At 35.2% G+C, this 19376-nt stretch carries 12 protein-coding genes and 2 pseudogenes; 6 read left to right on the plus strand and 8 right to left on the minus strand.

Features of this window, described 5'->3' with window-relative positions; all coding sequences use genetic code 11:
* Positions 1 to 217: 217 nt before the first annotated feature.
* From NL281_RS05145 to NL281_RS05160, 4 genes are all read left to right on the plus strand, one after another.
* Positions 218 to 670, plus strand: coding sequence for a crossover junction endodeoxyribonuclease RuvC (locus NL281_RS05145; protein WP_226079873.1), 453 nt, complete (start codon positions 218 to 220; stop codon positions 668 to 670).
* 103 nt (positions 671 to 773) lie between these two features.
* Complete coding sequence (locus NL281_RS05150; protein ID WP_253303060.1) at positions 774 to 1994, plus strand: DNA modification methylase; 1221 nt, start codon at positions 774 to 776, stop codon at positions 1992 to 1994.
* A 133-nt stretch (positions 1995 to 2127) separates the two neighbouring features.
* Positions 2128 to 4020, plus strand: a complete 1893-nt coding sequence (locus tag NL281_RS05155; protein WP_253303061.1) for a hypothetical protein — start codon at positions 2128 to 2130, stop codon at positions 4018 to 4020.
* A gap of 184 nt (positions 4021 to 4204) precedes the next feature.
* The gene (locus tag NL281_RS05160; RefSeq protein WP_015589000.1) at positions 4205 to 4687 is read left to right on the plus strand and encodes a hypothetical protein; all 483 of its coding nucleotides are present in this window, start codon (positions 4205 to 4207) and stop codon (positions 4685 to 4687) included.
* 70 nt (positions 4688 to 4757) lie between these two features.
* On the opposite strand, the gene NL281_RS05165 is transcribed toward NL281_RS05160, so the two are convergent.
* Positions 4758 to 5846 (minus strand): IS481 family transposase, encoded by a 1089-nt coding sequence (locus NL281_RS05165; RefSeq protein ID WP_253303703.1) that lies wholly within the window; start codon positions 5844 to 5846, stop codon positions 4758 to 4760.
* Positions 5847 to 6130: 284 nt separating this feature from the next.
* On the opposite strand from NL281_RS05165, the gene sdhA reads away from it, so the two are divergent.
* The gene (gene sdhA, locus NL281_RS05170; RefSeq protein WP_253303062.1) at positions 6131 to 7930 is read left to right on the plus strand and encodes a succinate dehydrogenase flavoprotein subunit; all 1800 of its coding nucleotides are present in this window, start codon (positions 6131 to 6133) and stop codon (positions 7928 to 7930) included.
* Here sdhA and NL281_RS05175 read toward each other — a convergent pair whose 3' ends face one another.
* The 7 genes and pseudogenes from NL281_RS05175 to NL281_RS05210 form a co-directional block, all read right to left on the minus strand.
* Positions 7931 to 10681, minus strand: a complete 2751-nt coding sequence (locus tag NL281_RS05175; RefSeq protein WP_253303063.1) for an ankyrin repeat domain-containing protein — start codon at positions 10679 to 10681, stop codon at positions 7931 to 7933.
* A gap of 294 nt (positions 10682 to 10975) precedes the next feature.
* Positions 10976 to 11581 (minus strand): guanylate kinase, encoded by a 606-nt coding sequence (gene gmk, locus NL281_RS05180; protein ID WP_253303729.1) that lies wholly within the window; start codon positions 11579 to 11581, stop codon positions 10976 to 10978.
* Positions 11565 to 13370 carry a pentapeptide repeat-containing protein gene (locus NL281_RS05185; protein WP_253303064.1) on the minus strand — a complete coding sequence of 602 codons (1806 nt, stop codon included), beginning with the start codon at positions 13368 to 13370 and terminating at the stop codon, positions 11565 to 11567. The genes gmk and NL281_RS05185 overlap by 17 nt, the downstream gene beginning before the upstream one ends.
* Entirely contained in the window at positions 13363 to 14556 is a 1194-nt protein-coding gene (locus NL281_RS05190) for an ankyrin repeat domain-containing protein (protein WP_077188062.1), read from the minus strand. Before NL281_RS05190 ends, NL281_RS05185 begins: the two co-directional genes overlap by 8 nt.
* Before the next feature lie 145 nt (positions 14557 to 14701).
* A pseudogene (locus NL281_RS05195) lies at positions 14702 to 15931 on the minus strand (IS4 family transposase).
* Between the two features lie 106 nt (positions 15932 to 16037).
* Positions 16038 to 17135 (minus strand): annotated as a pseudogene (gene ltrA / locus NL281_RS09250) (group II intron reverse transcriptase/maturase).
* A gap of 908 nt (positions 17136 to 18043) precedes the next feature.
* On the minus strand, positions 18044 to 18664 hold the full coding sequence (locus NL281_RS05210; RefSeq protein WP_006279909.1) for a hypothetical protein: 621 nt from the start codon (positions 18662 to 18664) through the stop codon (positions 18044 to 18046).
* A gap of 171 nt (positions 18665 to 18835) precedes the next feature.
* On the opposite strand from NL281_RS05210, the gene NL281_RS05215 reads away from it, so the two are divergent.
* Complete coding sequence (locus NL281_RS05215; protein ID WP_253303065.1) at positions 18836 to 19318, plus strand: DUF1016 N-terminal domain-containing protein; 483 nt, start codon at positions 18836 to 18838, stop codon at positions 19316 to 19318.
* The last annotated feature ends 58 nt before the right edge of the window (positions 19319 to 19376 follow it).

Here is a 19376-nt window from a genome sequence, read left to right on the forward strand (position 1 = left end):
AATATAATATATGATAATATAATAATATAAATATTGGCGTAATATAAGTTATGTAAAATAGTTATTAAGATAAGTAAAGATGAAAAAAACTCAAATGGCAGGATATGAAATTTTTTTTAATTTTTTTTCAAAATTGCGGACGAATTTGCGAGTCATCGTACATATATATTATACAGGGCATTGAACTTTAATTACACAAAGGAGTTTTTGTACGTCAATCTTAACGCTAGATCTCGGCAAGCAAACCGGCTGGGCAATTCTAACAGATGGAGTAATTGAAAGTGGAAGCAAAAGCTTTCATGGTAGCCGTTTCAGTGGAGGTGGAATGTGTTTTTTAAGTTTTCACAATTGGCTTAATTCTTTGAAACATGAGTTCACTGCAGTGTATTTTGAGGAAGTAAGAAGACATCTAGGAACTGATGCAGCGCATTGCTATGGCGGTTTTCTCGCAGTTCTGTCTGCTTGGTGTGAAGAGAACAATATTCCCTACCAAGGTGTTAATGTTAAAACTATAAAACGCTTTATAACAGGCAAAGGCAATGCAAGTAAGAGTGAAGTTATTGAAGCGATACGTGAAAAAAGTTTTTCACCTAGAGATGATAATGAGGCCGATGCTTTGGCATTAATGTTCTATATTAGTAAAGATATTAATAAGACAAAAAACCCATAAAAAGTGGGTCCTTTCGGCCATAATGGCGGGTTTGGTGGGTTCGACCCCAGGCCTTCTCTAGCGTCAGATATATTTTGAATATTAACTTTTTAATTATTAAGATATGAATTTAGCAATCCACTACTATCCTACTCGAAACCTAGTTGAATATGAGCGTAACCCACGTAAAAATGACGATGTGGTCAACAGAATGTGTGCTTCTATTCGAGAATTTGGCTTTCGTATACCAATAGTTGCAAAAAGTGATGGCACTGTGGTTGATGGTCATTTAAGACTTAAAGCAGCAAGAAAACTTGGTATGGAAAGTATACCAGTGGTCTTAAGTGATAATTTAAATGAACCACAAACTAAAGCTTTTCGATTACTGGCAAATCAATCAGCTAATTGGGCAAAGTGGGATGATGAGCTTTTGAAAGTAGAAATTCAAGAGTTAGAAGATTTACAGTTTGATCTTAAAATGACTGGATTTGAATTAGAAAAAGTTCAACATTTCCTTGATGATTTAGATAGTGAAAAAGAAGATTTTTCTGACTTGGTTGGTGATGACAAAAAGGTAGAAATAACAAAACCAGGTGATCTATGGATTTTAGGTGATCATCGAATCTATTGTGGTGATAGCTCTGTAGTTGAATCATATAAAGCGCTGTTAGATGATAAAATGGCAGACATTACTGTTTGTGATCCTCCATATAACGTTGATTATGGTAGCAGTCAAGAAAGAGAGGATAAAAAGATACTAAACGATAATCAAGGTGAAAAGTATGAGCTTTTTCTCTATGATATTTGTACTCATATTTTAGCATATACTAAAGGTGCAATTTACATCTGTGCATCATCATCAGAGTTTTCAACGTTGCAAAAAGCATTTGAGGAAGCGGGAGGAAAATGGTCAACTTTTATCATTTGGGCGAAGAATCACTTTACGCTAGGAAGATCAGATTATCAAAGACAATACGAAGCAATGCTTTATGGATGGAAAAGCGGCAATAAACGTGAGTGGCATGGCGGTAGAAATCAAAGTGATCTGTGGTTTTATGATAAGCCAATACATAACTCACTGCACCCAACAATGAAGCCAGTAGAGCTAATGGAGAGAGCAATAGTAAACAGCAGCAGATCAGGAGACATAGTACTTGATCCATTTAGCGGTTCTGGAAGTACACTGATTGCATGTGAGAGAACAGGAAGAATTTGTAGGACAATAGAGCTAGATTCAAAATTTGTAGATGTAACCATAAAACGTTGGCAAGTGTACACAGGTAGGGAAGCAATTCTTTCTGGTGCTGGTAAAACTTTTTCAGAGATTCAAGAAGAAAAACAGTAAGAAAAAAGTGGAAAAGATAACGCAAACAGAAATTTAGTAAGCCTTGGTAGTTGTAATATTAATTTACTGGTATATACCGTATTTTAATGAGTTTAGCGTAACAAATAACTTTGGATTAAATGTGGTGTACTCAATGAATCAAGAAAAGACGTTAGCTGGAGTAGTAACGTCGCAAACAAATAATGAAGCATCGTTTTCTGAAGAAGTAGAAAATAATGTTTCAAATTCTACACTATCTGTTAAGGAGAGAATTGAATTGTTTGAAAAAGGTACGAAGCAAGAACCTGACCTGAACACTGAATGCAAACTAGCTTCTTTAAATGTGATTAGCAATAGTAGCGATAGCAGTATTACAGCAAAAATAGACGAAGCAGGTGCTGATTTTTCAGTGAGTTGTTCTTCTTTAGTATTTGATGATGGTAAAGACATAGAGGACGAATTTAATGCAGTTTGTGAGGCAAATGGAATAGAATATAACCATCCGTATTATCTTGATCAGTTTGAGGCAGCATCAAACACATCTTCCAACCCCAAAATAGACAATACAAAAGAAATGCAAAAAGAGGAAGAGGATAAAGAATTAGGAGATAAACCAAAGCCGTTACCTAGGAATGGAATGTTGGAGAAGGACAATATTAGAAATGTAGCTCCACCTTCACCTAGAACAGCAGAAAATCATCGGTTGAGTATTATTCAGGATATTGCACCACCAAGGCTACCACATTCTTCTTTCCAATTAAATGGAGAAAAATGTGATGAGCAAGAAGCTATAAGAGAACCTATGTATGCAACTATAGACCAAAGTAAAAGATTCTCGAAAAGAGGTTTAGATGGTGAAATAAATGATCAAAGTCCAGAGATAGAAAAGTCAAATTCTGAAGAAACATCAATTAAGAAAGAATCAGAAGATATAACTGATGAACCTGTAGATCTGAATACGAAATTTTTAAAAAAGAGTTTGGAAGGAAGTGATAGTGGAATAGACAATAGAAGTGCAGAGGTGACAAGATCAAATTCTCAAGTAACAGAAATGAGTGAGTTTTGTGGCAGGCAAGAATGGGAGAATATGTCATTAAATCATGATAGTCCAGTTACACTTTCAACTAGCCCATCAGAAAAAAGTGATAATGAAGAAACCCCGTTAATTAAAAAAGAAAAGAAAACAAATAGAATTTTGCCAAGAGTAAAATATACAGTGCAGCAGAAGGAATTTATAATTTTCGGTATAGCTGCTGTTGCACTTAGCGTTTCTGCAGCTTTGGTATATTTACAGAATAAAGCACAATTAATTGCATTTTTTGCAAACAGTACCATCTATGTGACTATACCAATTCTAGCTGTTGCACTATTGGTTGCAATTAGTCCGATATTTTGTGGAATAAAGCAATTTAGAGATACTGAAGAGTGTCAAGTAGGGAGAAAGAATGGGAATGAAACTTTGAATCAGGTGCTAAAGTATCAACCAAAAGATAAAGTAATAAAATCAGTCAAACTGGAATACAGCAATGGTACTCATTCACATTTTACACTTAACGCTTGGAAGGGTAAGAACAATTTCATTAATATTGACGACAAAGTCATTAGTAGAAGAAATAAAGTAGAATCAGTAATCAAAGATAGGCCATTATTTACAGCATTATTAAGCAGTTTGGTTGCTGCAAATATAGTATTGCCTTTATTACTGTATGTAGAAGGTGATATTAATAGTGTACAGAAGTTTTACCAGAACGCTTTGATTAATAACGTAGGGTTATCACTACTTATAGGCTCGAGTATACTTGCACTATCAGTGATATTCCTTGGAGTACATTACTACAGAAAAACAAATTGCACAAATCTTGTATATTGTGAGGAAAGAATTGAACCAGAAAAAGTTAATGGAAAGTTCATTGAGGAAATAAAGGAAGCAAGGACAAAAGTGCTTGAAGAAAACCATAGTAAAGATGCCAAATGCAGCAGTTTAACGCTAGAGCAAGTAGTGGTTGAATCTCATAACTACAAAGATGCAATTTATAGTATTAGTTGAAAATAGCCAAATTTCACTATGTAAAAAGAAAGCAGCTATAAACCGGAGTACTTCGCTCTATATTAGTAAAATATCTCTAAGACGCCGGCAAGTATAAACAGGTAGGGAATTGCTGATACTGGCAAAACCTTTTCAGAGATTCAAGAAGAAAATTCGTAGAAACAAGAGAGAGGAGAAAAAAAAAGTGAAAATCACACAAACAGAATGGGCAAGAGAGATAGGAGTATCAAAGCAATATGTCTGTTATTTAGTAAAAAAAGGAATAGTTGAGTTGGAGGATGGTTTGATCAATAGAGAACAAGCAAATGAAGCGGTGGCAGCAATAAGAGATCCAAGTCAGCCACTTAGGAGGAAAAATCCAGAAAACGAAAATACAAATAACCTTTCTACAATGTTGCTAAAAACGCGAATAAAAAATGAAATGGAGCGAGGAAGGTTGCTAGAAGCAAAGGCAAAAGCTGAAATAGGAGAACTTGTAGCAGTAGAGGAAGTAAAAAGTGAGGCATTTAACGTAGCAAGAGTTGTACGTAATAATTTGCTTAATGTTCCAAATAGAGTTTCAGCACTGCTTGCATCACTGAGTGACACTGAAAAAATTCACGAGACGCTAACTGAAGAGATTACAAACTCACTTGAAGAATTATCTAACGCTAAATTTAAAATATAAAAAGATTTTGAATACAAAATGGCTGATAACTTAAGTTGTAAAAGACAAGACTTAATCTGACAGACAAGAATTAACTGACAGAAGAATTGAGGTAGTCAAAACTAATATCAGTCTCTTGTGTAATGCTACTAATATTTTTCTGAAAAGCAACATGTTTGCTATCAAGAAAAGTCTGCATAGGCGTCTTACCATAGCAATATTTACCTGAATGCGGTCTTGTTTCATTGTAAGAACGCAACCAATAATCAACATCAATCTGTAGACCTTCCAAAGAATTGTAGATTTTCTTTCTGAAGATAATATTGTAACACTCATCTTGCATAGTTCTATGAAACCTTTCACATATGCCATTAGTCTGTGGAGAATTGGCTTTGGTCCTAGAATGATCGATATTTTCGATTCCCAAATAAAGCTGATAAGCGTGATTTTCAGGCTTACCACAATACTCTGTTCCTCGGTCTGTAAGGATACGCAATAATGGCACATTTTGCTCATCAAAAAATGGTATCACTCTATCATTCAGCAAGTCAGCAGCAGTAATAGCCGTTTTGTCTGTATAAAGCTTGGCAAATGCTACTCGAGAATAAGTATCAATGAAGGTCTGCTGGTAGATTCTTCCTATACCTTTTATATTACCTACATAATAGGTATCTTGAGAACCCAAATAACCTGAATGTTCGGTGTCAATTTCACCATGTGCTTCTCTTTGTTCTTTAACTTTTTCTAAAGCTGCAAGTTGCTCTTCGGTTAATATAATTCCATCTTGAGCTACTTTTGCTTCCAGTGCTTTAAGTCTTTTCTTGAAAGTTTCAAGATCATTTCTCAGCCATATAGATCTCACTCCTCCCTGAGAAATTATTATACCTCTTTTTCTCAGTTCATTTGCAGCTCTTTCTTGCCCATATGCTGGAAATTCTGTTGCTATACCAATCGCTGCTCTTTCTATATCGTCGGAAACTCTATTCGCTAATAGAGGTTTTTTCTTACTTATCTCATGTAATGCTTCTTCTCCTCCATTTTCGTACAACTCTTTGAATCGATAAAATGTATCTCTTGAGTATCCCATCACTTTGCATGCTTGAGATACATTTCCTAGTTGTTTTGCTAGTTCTAATAACCCTAGCTTTGGTTTTAGTATTTTTGTTTGTATTGTACTCATTTCTAACACTCCTTTCTTTTATTATTTTATAACTTACTTTTTTAAAGTGTCAGATCAAGTCTTGTTTAATACACACCCTACTAGTAGCACAATGTTCGTACAGCTGTACGTGTGACCAGAAAAAACATAGACCCCAAGTGTCAGCTACTTTCATGACACCCCGACAACCGTCATCCCGCTACTTGTTAGCGCCGCGGCGGCATGACGTCTTAACTATAGAAAACTTGTATAGATTTTTTCTACTTCTGTGATATCATAAGCCTGTAATGATAAAATAAGTAAATATGGATAAGTCAGCGTATGAGATCATAGAACATGAGTATGACGTGGTAGTAGTAGGTGCAGGTGGAGCAGGGCTCAGAGCAACGCTTGGGATGGCTGCAACTAATTTTTCAGTTGCCTGCATTTCTAAAATTTTCCCTACACGAAGTCATACAGTTGCAGCACAAGGCGGAATTAGTGCAGCTTTAGGTAATATCGGTGAAGACGATTGGCGCTGGCATGCATATGACACAATAAAAGGTTCAGACTGGCTTGGTGATCAAGATGCAATAGAATATATGTGTAAAAACGCTGCTAAAGCTGTTATTGAACTTGAAAATTTTGGCGTACCTTTTTCTCGTACAGAAGATGGCAAAATATACCAGCGCTCTTTTGGTGGAATGACAACTCACTTTGGTAAAGGAAAATCAGCTCAACGCACTTGTGCGGCGGCAGATAAAACTGGGCACGCAATCCTTCACACTCTATATCAGCAGTGTCTTAAATTCAACGCTGAATTTTTTGTTGAATACTTTGTGATTGATTTAATTATGGATAGCGAAACATGCTGCGGAGTTCTTGCTTGGTCGCTATGCGACGGCACATTACATAGATTTCGTGCGCATAGAGTGGTGCTAGCAACAGGTGGATATGGACGTGTTTATTTCTCTGCAACAAGTGCGCATACCTGCACAGGTGATGGTAACGGCATGGTGGTAAGGGCTGGATTACCACTTGAAGATATGGAATTTGTACAATTTCATCCAACAGGAATATATGGCTCAGGGTGCTTGATGACAGAAGGATGCCGTGGCGAAGGGGGATATCTCGTTAATTCTCAGGGCGAAAAGTTTATGGAACGTTACGCACCAAAAGCAAAAGATTTAGCTTCCCGTGATGTGGTAAGTCGTGCAATAACAATTGAAGTTAGAGAGGGAAGAGGAGTTGGACCGAAAAAAGATCACATGTATTTAACTATAGCACATCTTGATCCGGAAGTAATAAAACTCAGATTGCCGGGCATTAGCGAAACCGCAAGAACTTTTGCTGGAGTTGATGTCACTAAAGATCCAATACCGGTCATTCCGACTGTTCACTATAACATGGGTGGCATTCCAACCAATTATTATGGAGAAGTGATCACGCTGAAGCAAGGTAAGGAAGAAGTGGTAGATGGACTATTTGCAATTGGAGAAGCTGCGTGTGTCTCTGTGCACGGTGCAAATCGACTTGGTTCTAACTCGCTTCTTGATCTTGTGGTTTTTGGCAGAGCTGCAGCGCTCAGAGCAAAAGAGAAACTAAAATCCGGTACACCACATAAAAAATTGCATTCAGACTGCACAGACTGGATAGTAGATAGGTTTAATAAAATGCGATTTGCTTCCGGTGGGCTAAAAGTAGCAAAAATACGCGGTGAAATGCAGAACACTATGCAAAAATACGCATCAGTTTTCCGTGTTGCTGAAGTTTTAGAAGAAGGCAAAAAAGCTATAAAAAAGGTAGCAAAAATGATGCCTGATATTTCACTTGAGGATCGCAGTATGATGTGGAATAGTGATTTAGTTGAAGCACTGGAGCTTGCTAACATGATCCCACAAGCGGTTATTACCATGGAATGCGCAGCTAATCGCGAGGAAAGCAGAGGTGCCCATGCTCGTGAAGACTTTCCTGAACGTGATGACAAAAACTGGATGAAGCACACTATAGCGTGGCTTGAAGAAAAGAAAGGGCAAATTAACGTAAAAATTGATTATAAAAAAGTGGCTGAAAAAACTCTGAGCGGTGAGATTGATTTCATAGCGCCAGAGAAGAGGGTTTACTAGTTACACTATCCCTACACAATTTTTCAACGAGTTCATTATTGATATGGCACTCATTTTAGTGTCTGGAGGACTCTCAGTATGCTCTGATTGATTTGATGATTTTTGCACCTCTTGCTCTTCTAAATCGTTGGACTTATTTTCTATATCTTTAACAGAGTTATTGCATTGTGTATCATTTTTTGGTGCGTTATCTTGAAGTGTAAGTTGCTTTTCTTCAGTAAACTTTCCTTTAATTTTTCCAAATCCTTCATAAATATTTTCTAAATTCAAGTAAATAAGATAACAAACTCCAATAACTGCTATAATAGATGAGGCAGTTGCAATTGTAATAATTCCTTGAGAAGCACTGAATATTGCTGCACAGGCTAAAGCAGCAAATACAAGCGTTGTCACTGCTTTACAAGCAACATTATTGATGTACTTCACAATATCGCGTGCTTTTAACTTCCTGCCAAAGTTGCACTTCAGTTCAGTTCTCATATCATCTGGAATAAGCGCTCTACCCATTGATTTCTCTATTCCTTTTATAGTTTTATAATACTCTTTGCTCCATAATCTTTCGGGTAGTATTAACTGCTTTGGGTCAACACCATTTTGCAATAATTTTACACAGAACTTGATCGTGTTATCACGGCTCTTAGGATTGACCAAATTATGTTTATCTTTTGTCGTCTTAGTAATTAGCGCTACTTGTAGTGGTGTGCGTTCTTTTTCGTTAGCGGCGTTTGCAGCTTTACTAAATTTCTCTTTTTCCACCGAATTTAAAATCAACTCTAAACATGTAACTTTTTGTTCTCCTTTGAATGAAGCAATATAGTGCAGAGCATTTTTTTCATCTTTATCTTGCACAGTAATATCTGCACCATTTTGTAGAAATAACTCTAAGGTTTTATACCTGCCAGTATCCTTAAATTCTTTTTTTATTACATTCTTTATTTTATTTTTCAATGAAGGTTCTTTACTCTTTTCTTGTATGCGCTGGAGTACCTGATGGAGCGGTGTTTGCCCTTCCTTGTTAGTAGTATTTACAGCATCATCTTTATTTGAAATCAACTCTAAACATGTAACTTTTTGTTCTCCTTTTAGTAAAGCAATATAGTGCAGAGCATTTTTTTCATCTTTATCTTGCACAGTAATATCTGCACCGTTTTGTAAAAATAACTCTAAGGCTTTATATCTATTTGTTTTTTCAAATTTTCTATCTGTACATGATCGATCCTCATTCTTTTCTTTTATATGCTGAAGCAACTGATGAAGAGGTGTTTGCTCTTTCCCGTTAACAGCATTTATAGCCTTACTAAATTCATCCTTACCTAAAGTCAACTTCAAACATGCAACTTTTTGTTCTCCTTTGAATGAAGCAATATAGTGCAGAGCATTTTTTTCATCTTTATCTTGCACAGTAATATCTGCACCATTTTTTAGCAATAGTTCTAGGGTTTCATACCTTTTAGTTTTTTCAAAATTTTTACCTGTACATGATTGTTTCCCGCTCTTTTTTTCTATATACTGAAGTAATCGGTGAAGAGGTGTTTGCTGTTTGTTTCGAGTATTTACCAGTTCTTTGTTTTTTTCTAGTATAAGCTGAGTAAAGTTACACTTTGCTTCTTTCTTTAATGTCACAGCACAGTGTAAGACCGTATCACCATCTGCATTTTTAGTAGTAATATCATCACCTCTCTGTAGCAAATCATTAAATCTATCTATATTTTTATCTGAAACTGCTTTATGTAATGGGTAACCACCGTCGGTAATTTTCGCGATTTTAATTACTACCGAGTTTTCTGTCTTTTGGTCTAACTTAGACTTCTTTACTGACTCTGCTAATTTTTCTAAGAAATTACGATAGTATGTCTTTTGCTCTTCTTTTAAGTCTTGTAATTTTTTTGTAGATAATCCTAAATTATCAGAGCTGGCCCCATGCTCTAACAATTTTGTAAGAAACTTAAGTGTGTTATCGTTATCTTGGATTGTATGAGACTCATGTTTTTCTTTTGTTATCTTGTTAATTAGTGCCACCTGAAGAGGAGTTTTTTCGTCCTGATTTTCACTATCAACAAGTTGTGCTAAATCTTCCTTGGTGACCGTTTTTATTAGGGTACCCAGAAACTTGCATTTCTGTTTCTTTTCCAACGACGCAATGAGGTGTAAAATATTTTTCCCTTCTTCAGCTTTTATGCTGCTAATATCCGTACAATCTTTTAGATATTTTCTAAATTTCCTGTTATTTCCATTTTTGATCGCTTTTAGTAGTAGAGCATTGTTATTTGTTATTTCGTTGCTTATTTCTACTTCATGATCATCTTCAACATCACTGCCGTAGCCACTCTCTGTTTCGCTGTCCCTACGGTTGTGGGTAAAACAATATCTGCTATTATAAGTAATTTCTGAAATTGCTTGTCCTATTTCCTCTTTTTTTATAGGGTCTAGTTCTTTCGATATTTTTCTATTCAATACCGGAAGAAAGCATTGGACATAATACTTATAATATTTTTCTTGTTCTCTAAGTGATTCTTCTAATTTAGTTAGTACTTCAGAGCTAGCACCTTCCTCAAATAACCTTTTACACTTCTTGAGGGTTCCATCTTGACCTCTTGGTTTTTCACGCTTGTGTTCTTCTTTTTTTACCTTTCTCTCTATAATGCCATATAATTGTTCGTCTTTTCTATCCTGCTCTTGCTTTTTATTTTTATCTATGCATTCACCTAATTTATCTGCATTAGTAGTTAGTGCAGTTATATCTATACCCATACTAAAACCTCAATATTAAAAGCTATTTAAGTTGTCAGCACTAAACTAACAACCAAGAAGTTTGACTTTTAAATTGAGCTAAACGTTGTATATGTGATCAAAATATAGGTGGAAAGGCAGAAAATTAATTTCTGTGAGAAAATTTGCCGTCATAGTTAAACCTCACTTGAACAGTTGCTACTATTTTAACCATTTAATCTTAAAAAATAATAAATATAGCTAAACTGTGAAATGTGCTATTGGCTAAAATAGGATAAGAAACTATAGCTGCAAATATCCAAATTGATGTTTTTATCAGTCTTCCAGACTTGGTTTTTCTTTTAGTTTTTTAAGTCTTTCTTTATTTAGTATGGAGCTTATCTCTTCTACACTTTTATCAATATCATCATTGATTATTACATAATCATATTTATCACGTTTGCTTATCTCTTTTTGAGCTTCGGCTAATCTGCGCTCTATTTCGCTTGCATCATCACTATTACGCTTTTGCAAACGCAACCTAAGCTCTTCCATTGAAGGGGGAAGTATAAAAACACTCACAACTTTTTTTCTCATGAGCTTGAATAAGTGAAATGCTCCTTGCCAGTCTATGCTTAGTAAAACGCTTATTCCACTGCTCAGGTTTTGCTCTATAAAATCTCTTGGTATACCATAAAAATTCTCAAAAACTTTGGCGTATTCAAGCATTTGGCCAGCTTTGCATAACTCGTGAAATTTTTCTTCGGTAACGAAAAAATAGTCTTTTCCATTTATTTCGCCGGGGCGAGGCTCGCGCGTAGTCATAGAAACAGACCTAACTAAATTAGTTGATCGCTCAAGTAATTTTGCTGATATAGTAGTTTTTCCAGCTCCAGAAGGGGAGGATAGAACCAATAATACGCCCTCACTTTTTACGGTCATTTTTCTTTGCATTTTTTAACATGGTGCTTTTTGGATCAGAGTTTAAAAAGCTAGAACCTTCTAAATTAGAATTTGATAAGTTGGTGCCAATGAGAGAAGAGTTATCAAAGACAGTATAGCGCAAATCGGTCTTTTCAAAATTTGCCTTATTCAAATTAACGTTTACAAACTTTGCTCTACTCAATGTTGAATTAGAAAAATCGGCATTTTCTAAATTCATATTCTTAAATTCAAAGTAAGAATAATTTACATTAAATTTTTCACCCTGTGATATTTTCTCTTGCAAATCTTCAATTGAAGTTATAGCATTTTCTGAACCTGTGAGTTTCTCCTGCCCTTGATTGTCAATCAAAATTGAATTATCAAATTTGCAACCTGTTAAGTGAACATCAGCAACTGAACTTTTATATATGCTTGAAGAGAGAAAAGACATATCACTAATTGTTGAATTACTCAAATTGCTAAGAAAAAAGCTAGTTTTCCTAAAGGCATTAGCGTGAAGCAAAGAAGATCTGAAATCGCTTTCAATAAAATTTGAATTAGTTACTTTTAAATTGGACCAGCTCGAATTATCAGCTAATAAATTAAAGAATGTTGAATTTTCTATTTCACTGGAATCAATATTATGGCGAGAAAGTGTACTGTTATAAACTTGAGAGTCTTGGATTTTTATCTTATACATTGAAGTTGTAGAAAGGTCTGAATCTTCTATCTTCGCAGAGGTGAATAGTGAATGGTCAAAAAATGAGCCATTCATGTTAGAATTCGCAACTTTAGTATTATGAAACTTTCCGTGACGAATGTCAGCATTAGAGACATTAACTTGATGCAGTTCACTAAAACTAAAATCAATATTGGATAAATCAGCATCCTGAAGATTTGCTTCAGAAACATATGTATGCTTTATCTTGGAACCATTTAGTATAGATTGAACAAAACTTGAATTATCGTCATTCACATAGGAAATTTGTGTGTTGCTTAAATTAGTTTCGTCGAAGTTACTGTTAATTATGATAGAAGAATTAAGGTAGGCAGCGGAAAGATTGCTACCTGTAAAGTCTGATTCTTTTAACTCTGCACCATATATGTTAGCATTTTTTAATGAAGAAAATTGTATCTTTAATTTATATGCATCCACTCCAAAGAAACTTGCATTATCAAGGTTGTTTTTCTGCATAACAGTATCGTTTATTTCACTATCACTAAAATTTACGTGGCTAACATTCGAGTTTGATAAGTTGGAGAAATTCATTTTCACATTCGAGAAATTAGTATGCAAACCAATTACGTTGTGCATACTCACTTTTTTGAGATCGGAACTGATAAAATCAGCATAACTAACATTAGACTGATCAAATACGATATCTGTTAAGTTTGCAGAAACAAATTTTGTAAAACTCAAATTTGTACCTTTTATTTTAATGCCATGTAAATTAGCATTGGAGAAATTAGCACCACGTAAATCAACATCAATGAAAGACACGTCGGATAAATCGGTGTTAGAAAAATCAGCACCAATCAGACTTACTCCATCAAAAACAGATTTACTTAGGTACAGTTGGTTAAAATTAGCTCCATTTAAGTTAGAACCAAAACCTTTCTTAAAGTCTTCTGGCACGCCCTCTTTGTGGCACTGCACCAAAAATTCAGCAAAGTCTTTTTTACTGTAAGATACGTATTTTGCATCATGCAAAGCGTTTAAAAAATCACTAATCTGATTTTTTTCATCATTTGTTTCGTTTCCATAACATAAATGACCAACTAAAATTAATATCAAAAATCTAATCATCTTGCTTATCGCACTGTATTTCTTTCGTTTTCACAGCCCAATCGTACATTGCTGAGCTTTCTTTATTGTCTATTTTTCTATCCTCCAAAAGATGTGGCATCATTTCGGCAATCGCATTTATTATATTGATCTGCTTTTTTTCGATTGCTATATCAATTGGGGATTGAAAATTATTGTTAACTACTCTAAGATCAGCACCTTGTAATAAGAGAAAGCGCACTATGTCTACCTCACCTTGTTTAACTGAATAAATGAGAGGAGTATCACCCAATTTATTTCTAAACCTTAGTATCTCTTGAATTGTTAATCCAATTTTTTCTAGCTTACTTATTACTCCTCTTAAGCAAGTTAAGTTGTTCTTCTTAATGCAGTAAAAAAATTGCTTACTGTAATCATCAATAAACACAGTTGTAGGAAGATGCTCATTAAGGCTATCATATTGTCGTTTATATATTGACTTGCTTTGTATGTCTTTATGACCCCATTCTTTTATTGGTTCTCTGTTTAGCTTTGTCCATTTTTGTAAACTTTTCTTTTCACTTTGCTCTTCTTCATCTTTTTTAGTTATAGGTTTTACTCTATTGCGGTCCTTGGAATTACTGTTTGTTTCTTTCACTTTTTTTTCTTCAGACTGATTCTCTACTTTTTCTTTTTTTCCCTCTAATAATTGACTCGCATCACTTTTTGAAAGTTCATTATCTTTTATATCAATCTTCTGATCAGCTTGTAGATTTTTTTGCGGGTTAGCTGTATTCTCATTTAAATCAGCACTTAAAGGCAAAGGCTCTGGTTTCAAATCTTTATTCACTTCTTTATTGGCCACATTTGGTAAATTTTGAGCAAATTTGTCTGTGCTTCCTTCTAGCTGGTCATTTGGCAAATCTTTATCAATCCTTTCACCTTCACTTATAGTTTTTTCAACCACGAAAGCTTTGTTCTCGTTGTGTTGCAGTTTCTCTTTATCGGTAGTGCCGTCTAATCTTTTGCTCTCAGCCTCTTGTGTTTGTTTAGCATCGACGTTGCTTTTTAACTCATCTTTTTGATTTGTGCTATCTTGCTTCCTTACACCTACATTTTCGTTTTTATGAACTGATTCAATTTTCTTTTCTTCAAATTGCTCTACAGCAAATAGGCTCAGTGATCCGAATACAACAGCTAATAATATAAAATATAAAATATTTTTCATAAATATCCCAAGCATAAGCTTAATTAAAATGATACTATAATCAAATGATTAATCTACAGTAAAAAATGCCTTAGGATTTAATTTATAAAAAAACAATAGATTTTTTGTATCTGTTCAGGCAATGGCGTCAACTTAAGAGCCTCCATTAGCAAACTCTCCTAAAGACATGATGGCGTTTGGGCTTATCTACCTTATCGCGGCTATACAATCGTCCTGGTCGGATTTTAACTTTAGCGCGTATACTTGCTCTATCAAAAAGGGCTTGAAAGTTTTTTGGCGCAATAAGTACCTGATAGAGTTTCTGCCTCATTACACCAAATAAAACCGAAAAATTTAAACGATACTTAGCAATTTGATCTGGATTCCAAGGCCCTTGTGCATCACACATATGAAGCGACAATATATTACACATGACTAAGTTTGCCCAAAATTCTTGTAATACAGCCTCTAAATTTACGCCAGAAAAATTCTCTAACTCTGCACCTATTTTGAGTCGTTTATAGCACTCCTCTATATGCCACCTTAATACATAAGCTTTGCTGATATCTTCCAAAGTAAATTTTTCTCGATCAAAAAGTGAAGTAACCAATACCTCTGTTTCTCCGTTGGCTAATGTCAGCACTATAACTCTTACTTTCTGTCCTTTCATTTTATTTTTTAGCTTTTCATTTTCTAATATAAAATCGAAATCTAATTCGCCAGCGTTCCCATAGCTTGCTATAATTTCTTTTTTGCAAGCGAAAAATAAAATCTACTTCCAAATCATAATGCTGCTGAATGAATTTTACTGAAGACGATCATAGATAAATAATAATTTCTTTTGATTTAATGAACGCATTTGAGTGATAACTTCGGGTAATTGCTCTTCCGCCAACGTTTGTTCACCTATATTCCAAGCCGCAAGACGAGCACTACAAATCAGCGAAGTACACAAATCAACAAACAAATTGCCAATGGTGGCATTGTGCCTGTTGTTCCATTTGGTTTAAAGCGGCCAAACTCGGATACAATTTCCTCAGAGCTGGGTAATCTCATACCAGAACCATCTGCTGCAATAAGTCTATAGCCTCTCCAACTCAGGTTCATCCTGATAGGCTGTTTGGATGCTTAAATTCTTGAAAGCCTGTATGGCAAATCTTATACCTTGCTTTAGAAAAAGCTTGCTTTGAGGGTACATGTCAATGGCTCCATAAGTTCACATTCTATTCCCAAACTTTTTTTAACTAACTTTAAAATCATAGAAAATACTGTCGAAAAAGGAAGTTTTCTTGTTCGTGTAAAACTCAACACAATGGATTCTCTGAAAAGCTTTCGAGTATATTATATTTTTAATTTGTAGAATAAAATTTTTTCCTTTTTGTTTGGTAGAAGTCATAGTTTTAAATCCTCCTGATTAAGTTTTATCGCTATGACTCCCCCACCAGAACCGTGCTTGCAGCTTTCCCGCACACGGCTCCACAATGTAGTATTCACAGCATTTCCTATTTTGTATATAATGAGTAGCATATTCTTGGTTTTGGTAATGGATTAACTTGTAGATAGTGTATAAATTGCTTTGAATTCATACTCTTCTTCTGACTACGTCGGTTTATCCATTTATACGCTAGCTTGATTACCCGCCAGAAGAATTTATTCAACCACCGGTAATTTCCGCTAACTCCGAAGTAGTTATAGTGTCCTGTTAGTTTTGCTTTAAGTATTGACCACCAATCTTTAAGGTGAACTTTATTTCGGATCTTTTTCACCCATTCTTTGATTTCTTTAAGTTTTCTAGATAGATTTTCTTTCGAGGTTTTATGACCTACCATTACTCTACCTTTACGACTCCTTGTACCATAATGGGTGAATCCTAGAAAGTTGAAACTTTCCGTTTTTCGTTTCTCCCTTATTCCTTGTTGCCACTCCTTTTTGCCAAACTTTACTATTCTTGTTTTGTCTTCAGATATTTCCAGTCCAAATTTTCCTAGCCTTTGTTTCAGTGACTCTAAGAGTTCTCTAGCATCTTTTTCTCTTTCGCAGCAAATCAGGTGATCGTCTGCATACCTAACTAGCTCCATATAACCTTTAGATCTTAGCTTGAATTTCTTTTCAAACCACAAATCCAGCACATAATGCAACTATATATTAGCTAGTATAGGACTTACTATTCCCCCCTGAGGTGTGCCTAGTTCAGTTGCTTCATAATGTCCTGCTTCGACTACTCCTGCCTTAAGAAATCGTTTTACTAACCACAGTATGTTTGGGTCTGTTATCCGTTCTCTCAAGCATCTCATTAGCCATTTGTGCTGGACATTATCAAAGAATTTCTTGATATCAACTTCTACTACATAGTTAGTTGGTCTGTACATAACTGCTTTATTTAGTGCATTTACCGCTTGATGACAGCTTCTACCAGGACGAAAACCATATGAGTTATCCAGAAAGTTAGCTTCATAAATATTTTCTAATATCTTCTTCAGCATTATCTGGACTAACTTATCTTCTGTAGACGGTACTCCAAGCCCGCGTTTCTCTTTGCTTCCAGCTTTTGGTATATATACTCTTTTCACTGGTTGCGGTTGATATCGCTTTCTTTTCATACTATCCACCAGAGTGTTGAGCTTCTCTTCAAGATTTTCTCCATAAGCTTCTACTGTCACCTGGTCTATACCGCATGCTTTGTTATGCTTTAGCTCTTTATAACATTCAGCAAGATTCTCTGCGTTTATCAGATGAATTAACGATTAAATTTCAATCGTTTATCTTGCCTGGCTCTTACTGCTATCTGATTTAGTTTTCTTTGCACGTTATTCCAACCTCCGTTGTATTGGCATAGCAATTCCTAAACCAGTCACTATATTGCTGACCGCTTCCCCTTGTATGTGGCTTTCCCACACTCTGAGTACTATCAATCAGTCCGACTTCCTTTATATCTTCCGTCAGTACTCGCCTTTGTTGACTTGTTCCAACGTACCTTAATAGGAATACAAAGGATCTCCCAAGTTTACGTAAACTCCATCTCAACACGTGATACGGCCTCAGATCCCGATAGAGTGAGTGATAACTTGCCCTATTGTTACCCTTCTTGCTGTCTTCCACTATATGCAACGTGTCGACCTCTATGACATCGAGAATTTCGGGACTCAATACCTTCACTTTCGTTGTACCCTGTGTTGTCCATTCCACTAGCTTTACTACGCTCGTTACCTTACGCAGCATAGTGGTTTGTTCCAGCCTGCTGGCTAGGCTTTGCCTGGGTTGGATTTTCACCAACTGGACTTTACGCACTTTGCTTGGCGCACGCATGTTTCACCTAAAAAGGACACATTTTAGACTTCTTTGTTGAAATAAAACAGAAACAAAAGTGCTGTTTATTGCACTCTTTGGATAATTTAATGATAAAAAATTTAGAGAGAAATTTTATACACTATCGCTGATATTTTTCCTTAAGTTGACGCCATTGCCTGAACGGATACAGTGGGCTTATTAAATTATAGAATTACTTTAGCTATAGAATAAAGTCTAGTGTTACTTCACGCCAAATGTGGTGGTGCTGAGTAGGCAAGCCGGTTAATGGGCTACATTTATATACTGCACGCATTGCGTTATCTGCTATCGACCTGAAAAGTGGATTATTTCGATAGGAATCACTGTCTGCTACATCCGCCATAATTATCTCGCCTTGACTGGATAACAATAAGTTAATTTTTATATTAAAATTTTCTTTGTAAGCTATGCTTTCAGGAATGCTCCAGCATTTTGTGAGCTTGTCTCTTATAGAGTTAATAATTTCTGTTACAACTAATTCATCCTTTTTGCTCTCAACACTTTTTTCGTTTCCTATTTCATTTTTTGCCCCTCTAACATCCCTTCTTAGTTTTTTCTCTACACTTTTTTTTCTTTTTGGAATTGGAATGAATTCTTTACCCTCGTTAATAATGACTTCTTCTTGCATTTCGATAATTTGCCTCGGTTGTGCTACAACAGTGTGCTCAACCAATTCTTTTTTCCTTTGTGGTATAGGAACAACTGACGTATCATTCGTTTGGGCTTTTGTTGAAGGTAACGAAAAAAGCAGAAAACAACATAAAGACAAAAAAAGAATATAATTAGAATAGAAAAAACGCATATGTTAAGCAGCTTGTTTTACTGGTTTAAAGCTAATATTGCACATAAAGTCAATATATTTTAGTTGATGGACAACTTTGAAGTCAATAAGGAATCCCTTCAAAGTTGCAGGCAAGCGAAAGATTGTCTTCTCGACAGACAAAGAATTGTATAATGGATTAAAAGGGACCGTATGACAAAAATTATAGGAAAAGAATATACAGAACTTTTAGAGCAGTTGAAAGATCGTATTGCAACAAACCGTTATAAGGCAGCACTTGCAGTAAATAGTAAGCTTATTTTGCTTTACCACCATATTGGTACAGAGATCCTAAAACGCCAAAAAGAACATACCTGGGGAGCTAAGGTAATTGATCAATTAAGTAAGGATTTGAGAAGTACATTTCCAGAAATGAAAGGCTTTAGCACGAGAAATCTGAAGTATATGCGTAAGTTTGCCGAAGAATATCCTGATGTTGAATTTGTGCAGGAGCCTCTTGCACAATTAACTTGGTATCACAATATCACTCTTTTGGAAAAAATAGAAAGTCATGAAATAAGATTATTTTATGTAAAAAAAGCTATTGAACATGGCTGGTCACGTAACATTATGGTGATGCAGATAGAACTTGGACTACATAAACGTCAAGGAAAAGCAATAACTAATTTGTATTAAACAAGACTTGATCTGACACTTTAAAAAAGTAAGTTATAAAATAATAAAAGAAAGGAGT

This window comes from Wolbachia endosymbiont of Phyllotreta cruciferae (assembly GCF_918697765.1).
GTDB lineage: Bacteria > Pseudomonadota > Alphaproteobacteria > Rickettsiales > Anaplasmataceae > Wolbachia > Wolbachia pipientis.

Excerpts from the sequence above, each read along its gene's own strand:
- NL281_RS05215 (WP_253303065.1), top strand. The coding sequence starts at position 18,836 with ATGACAAAAATTATAGGAAAAGAATATACAGAACTTTTAGAGCAGTTG.
- NL281_RS05185 (WP_253303064.1), bottom strand. The coding sequence starts at position 13,370 with ATGATTAGATTTTTGATATTAATTTTAGTTGGTCATTTATGTTATGGA.
- gmk (WP_253303729.1), bottom strand. The coding sequence starts at position 11,581 with ATGACCGTAAAAAGTGAGGGCGTATTATTGGTTCTATCCTCCCCTTCT.
- NL281_RS05150 (WP_253303060.1), top strand. The coding sequence starts at position 774 with ATGAATTTAGCAATCCACTACTATCCTACTCGAAACCTAGTTGAATAT.
- NL281_RS05190 (WP_077188062.1), bottom strand. The coding sequence starts at position 14,556 with ATGAAAAATATTTTATATTTTATATTATTAGCTGTTGTATTCGGATCA.
- NL281_RS05155 (WP_253303061.1), top strand. The coding sequence starts at position 2,128 with ATGAATCAAGAAAAGACGTTAGCTGGAGTAGTAACGTCGCAAACAAAT.
- sdhA (WP_253303062.1), top strand. The coding sequence starts at position 6,131 with ATGGATAAGTCAGCGTATGAGATCATAGAACATGAGTATGACGTGGTA.
- NL281_RS05175 (WP_253303063.1), bottom strand. The coding sequence starts at position 10,681 with ATGGGTATAGATATAACTGCACTAACTACTAATGCAGATAAATTAGGT.
- NL281_RS05165 (WP_253303703.1), bottom strand. The coding sequence starts at position 5,846 with ATGAGTACAATACAAACAAAAATACTAAAACCAAAGCTAGGGTTATTA.
- NL281_RS05210 (WP_006279909.1), bottom strand. The coding sequence starts at position 18,664 with ATGCGTTTTTTCTATTCTAATTATATTCTTTTTTTGTCTTTATGTTGT.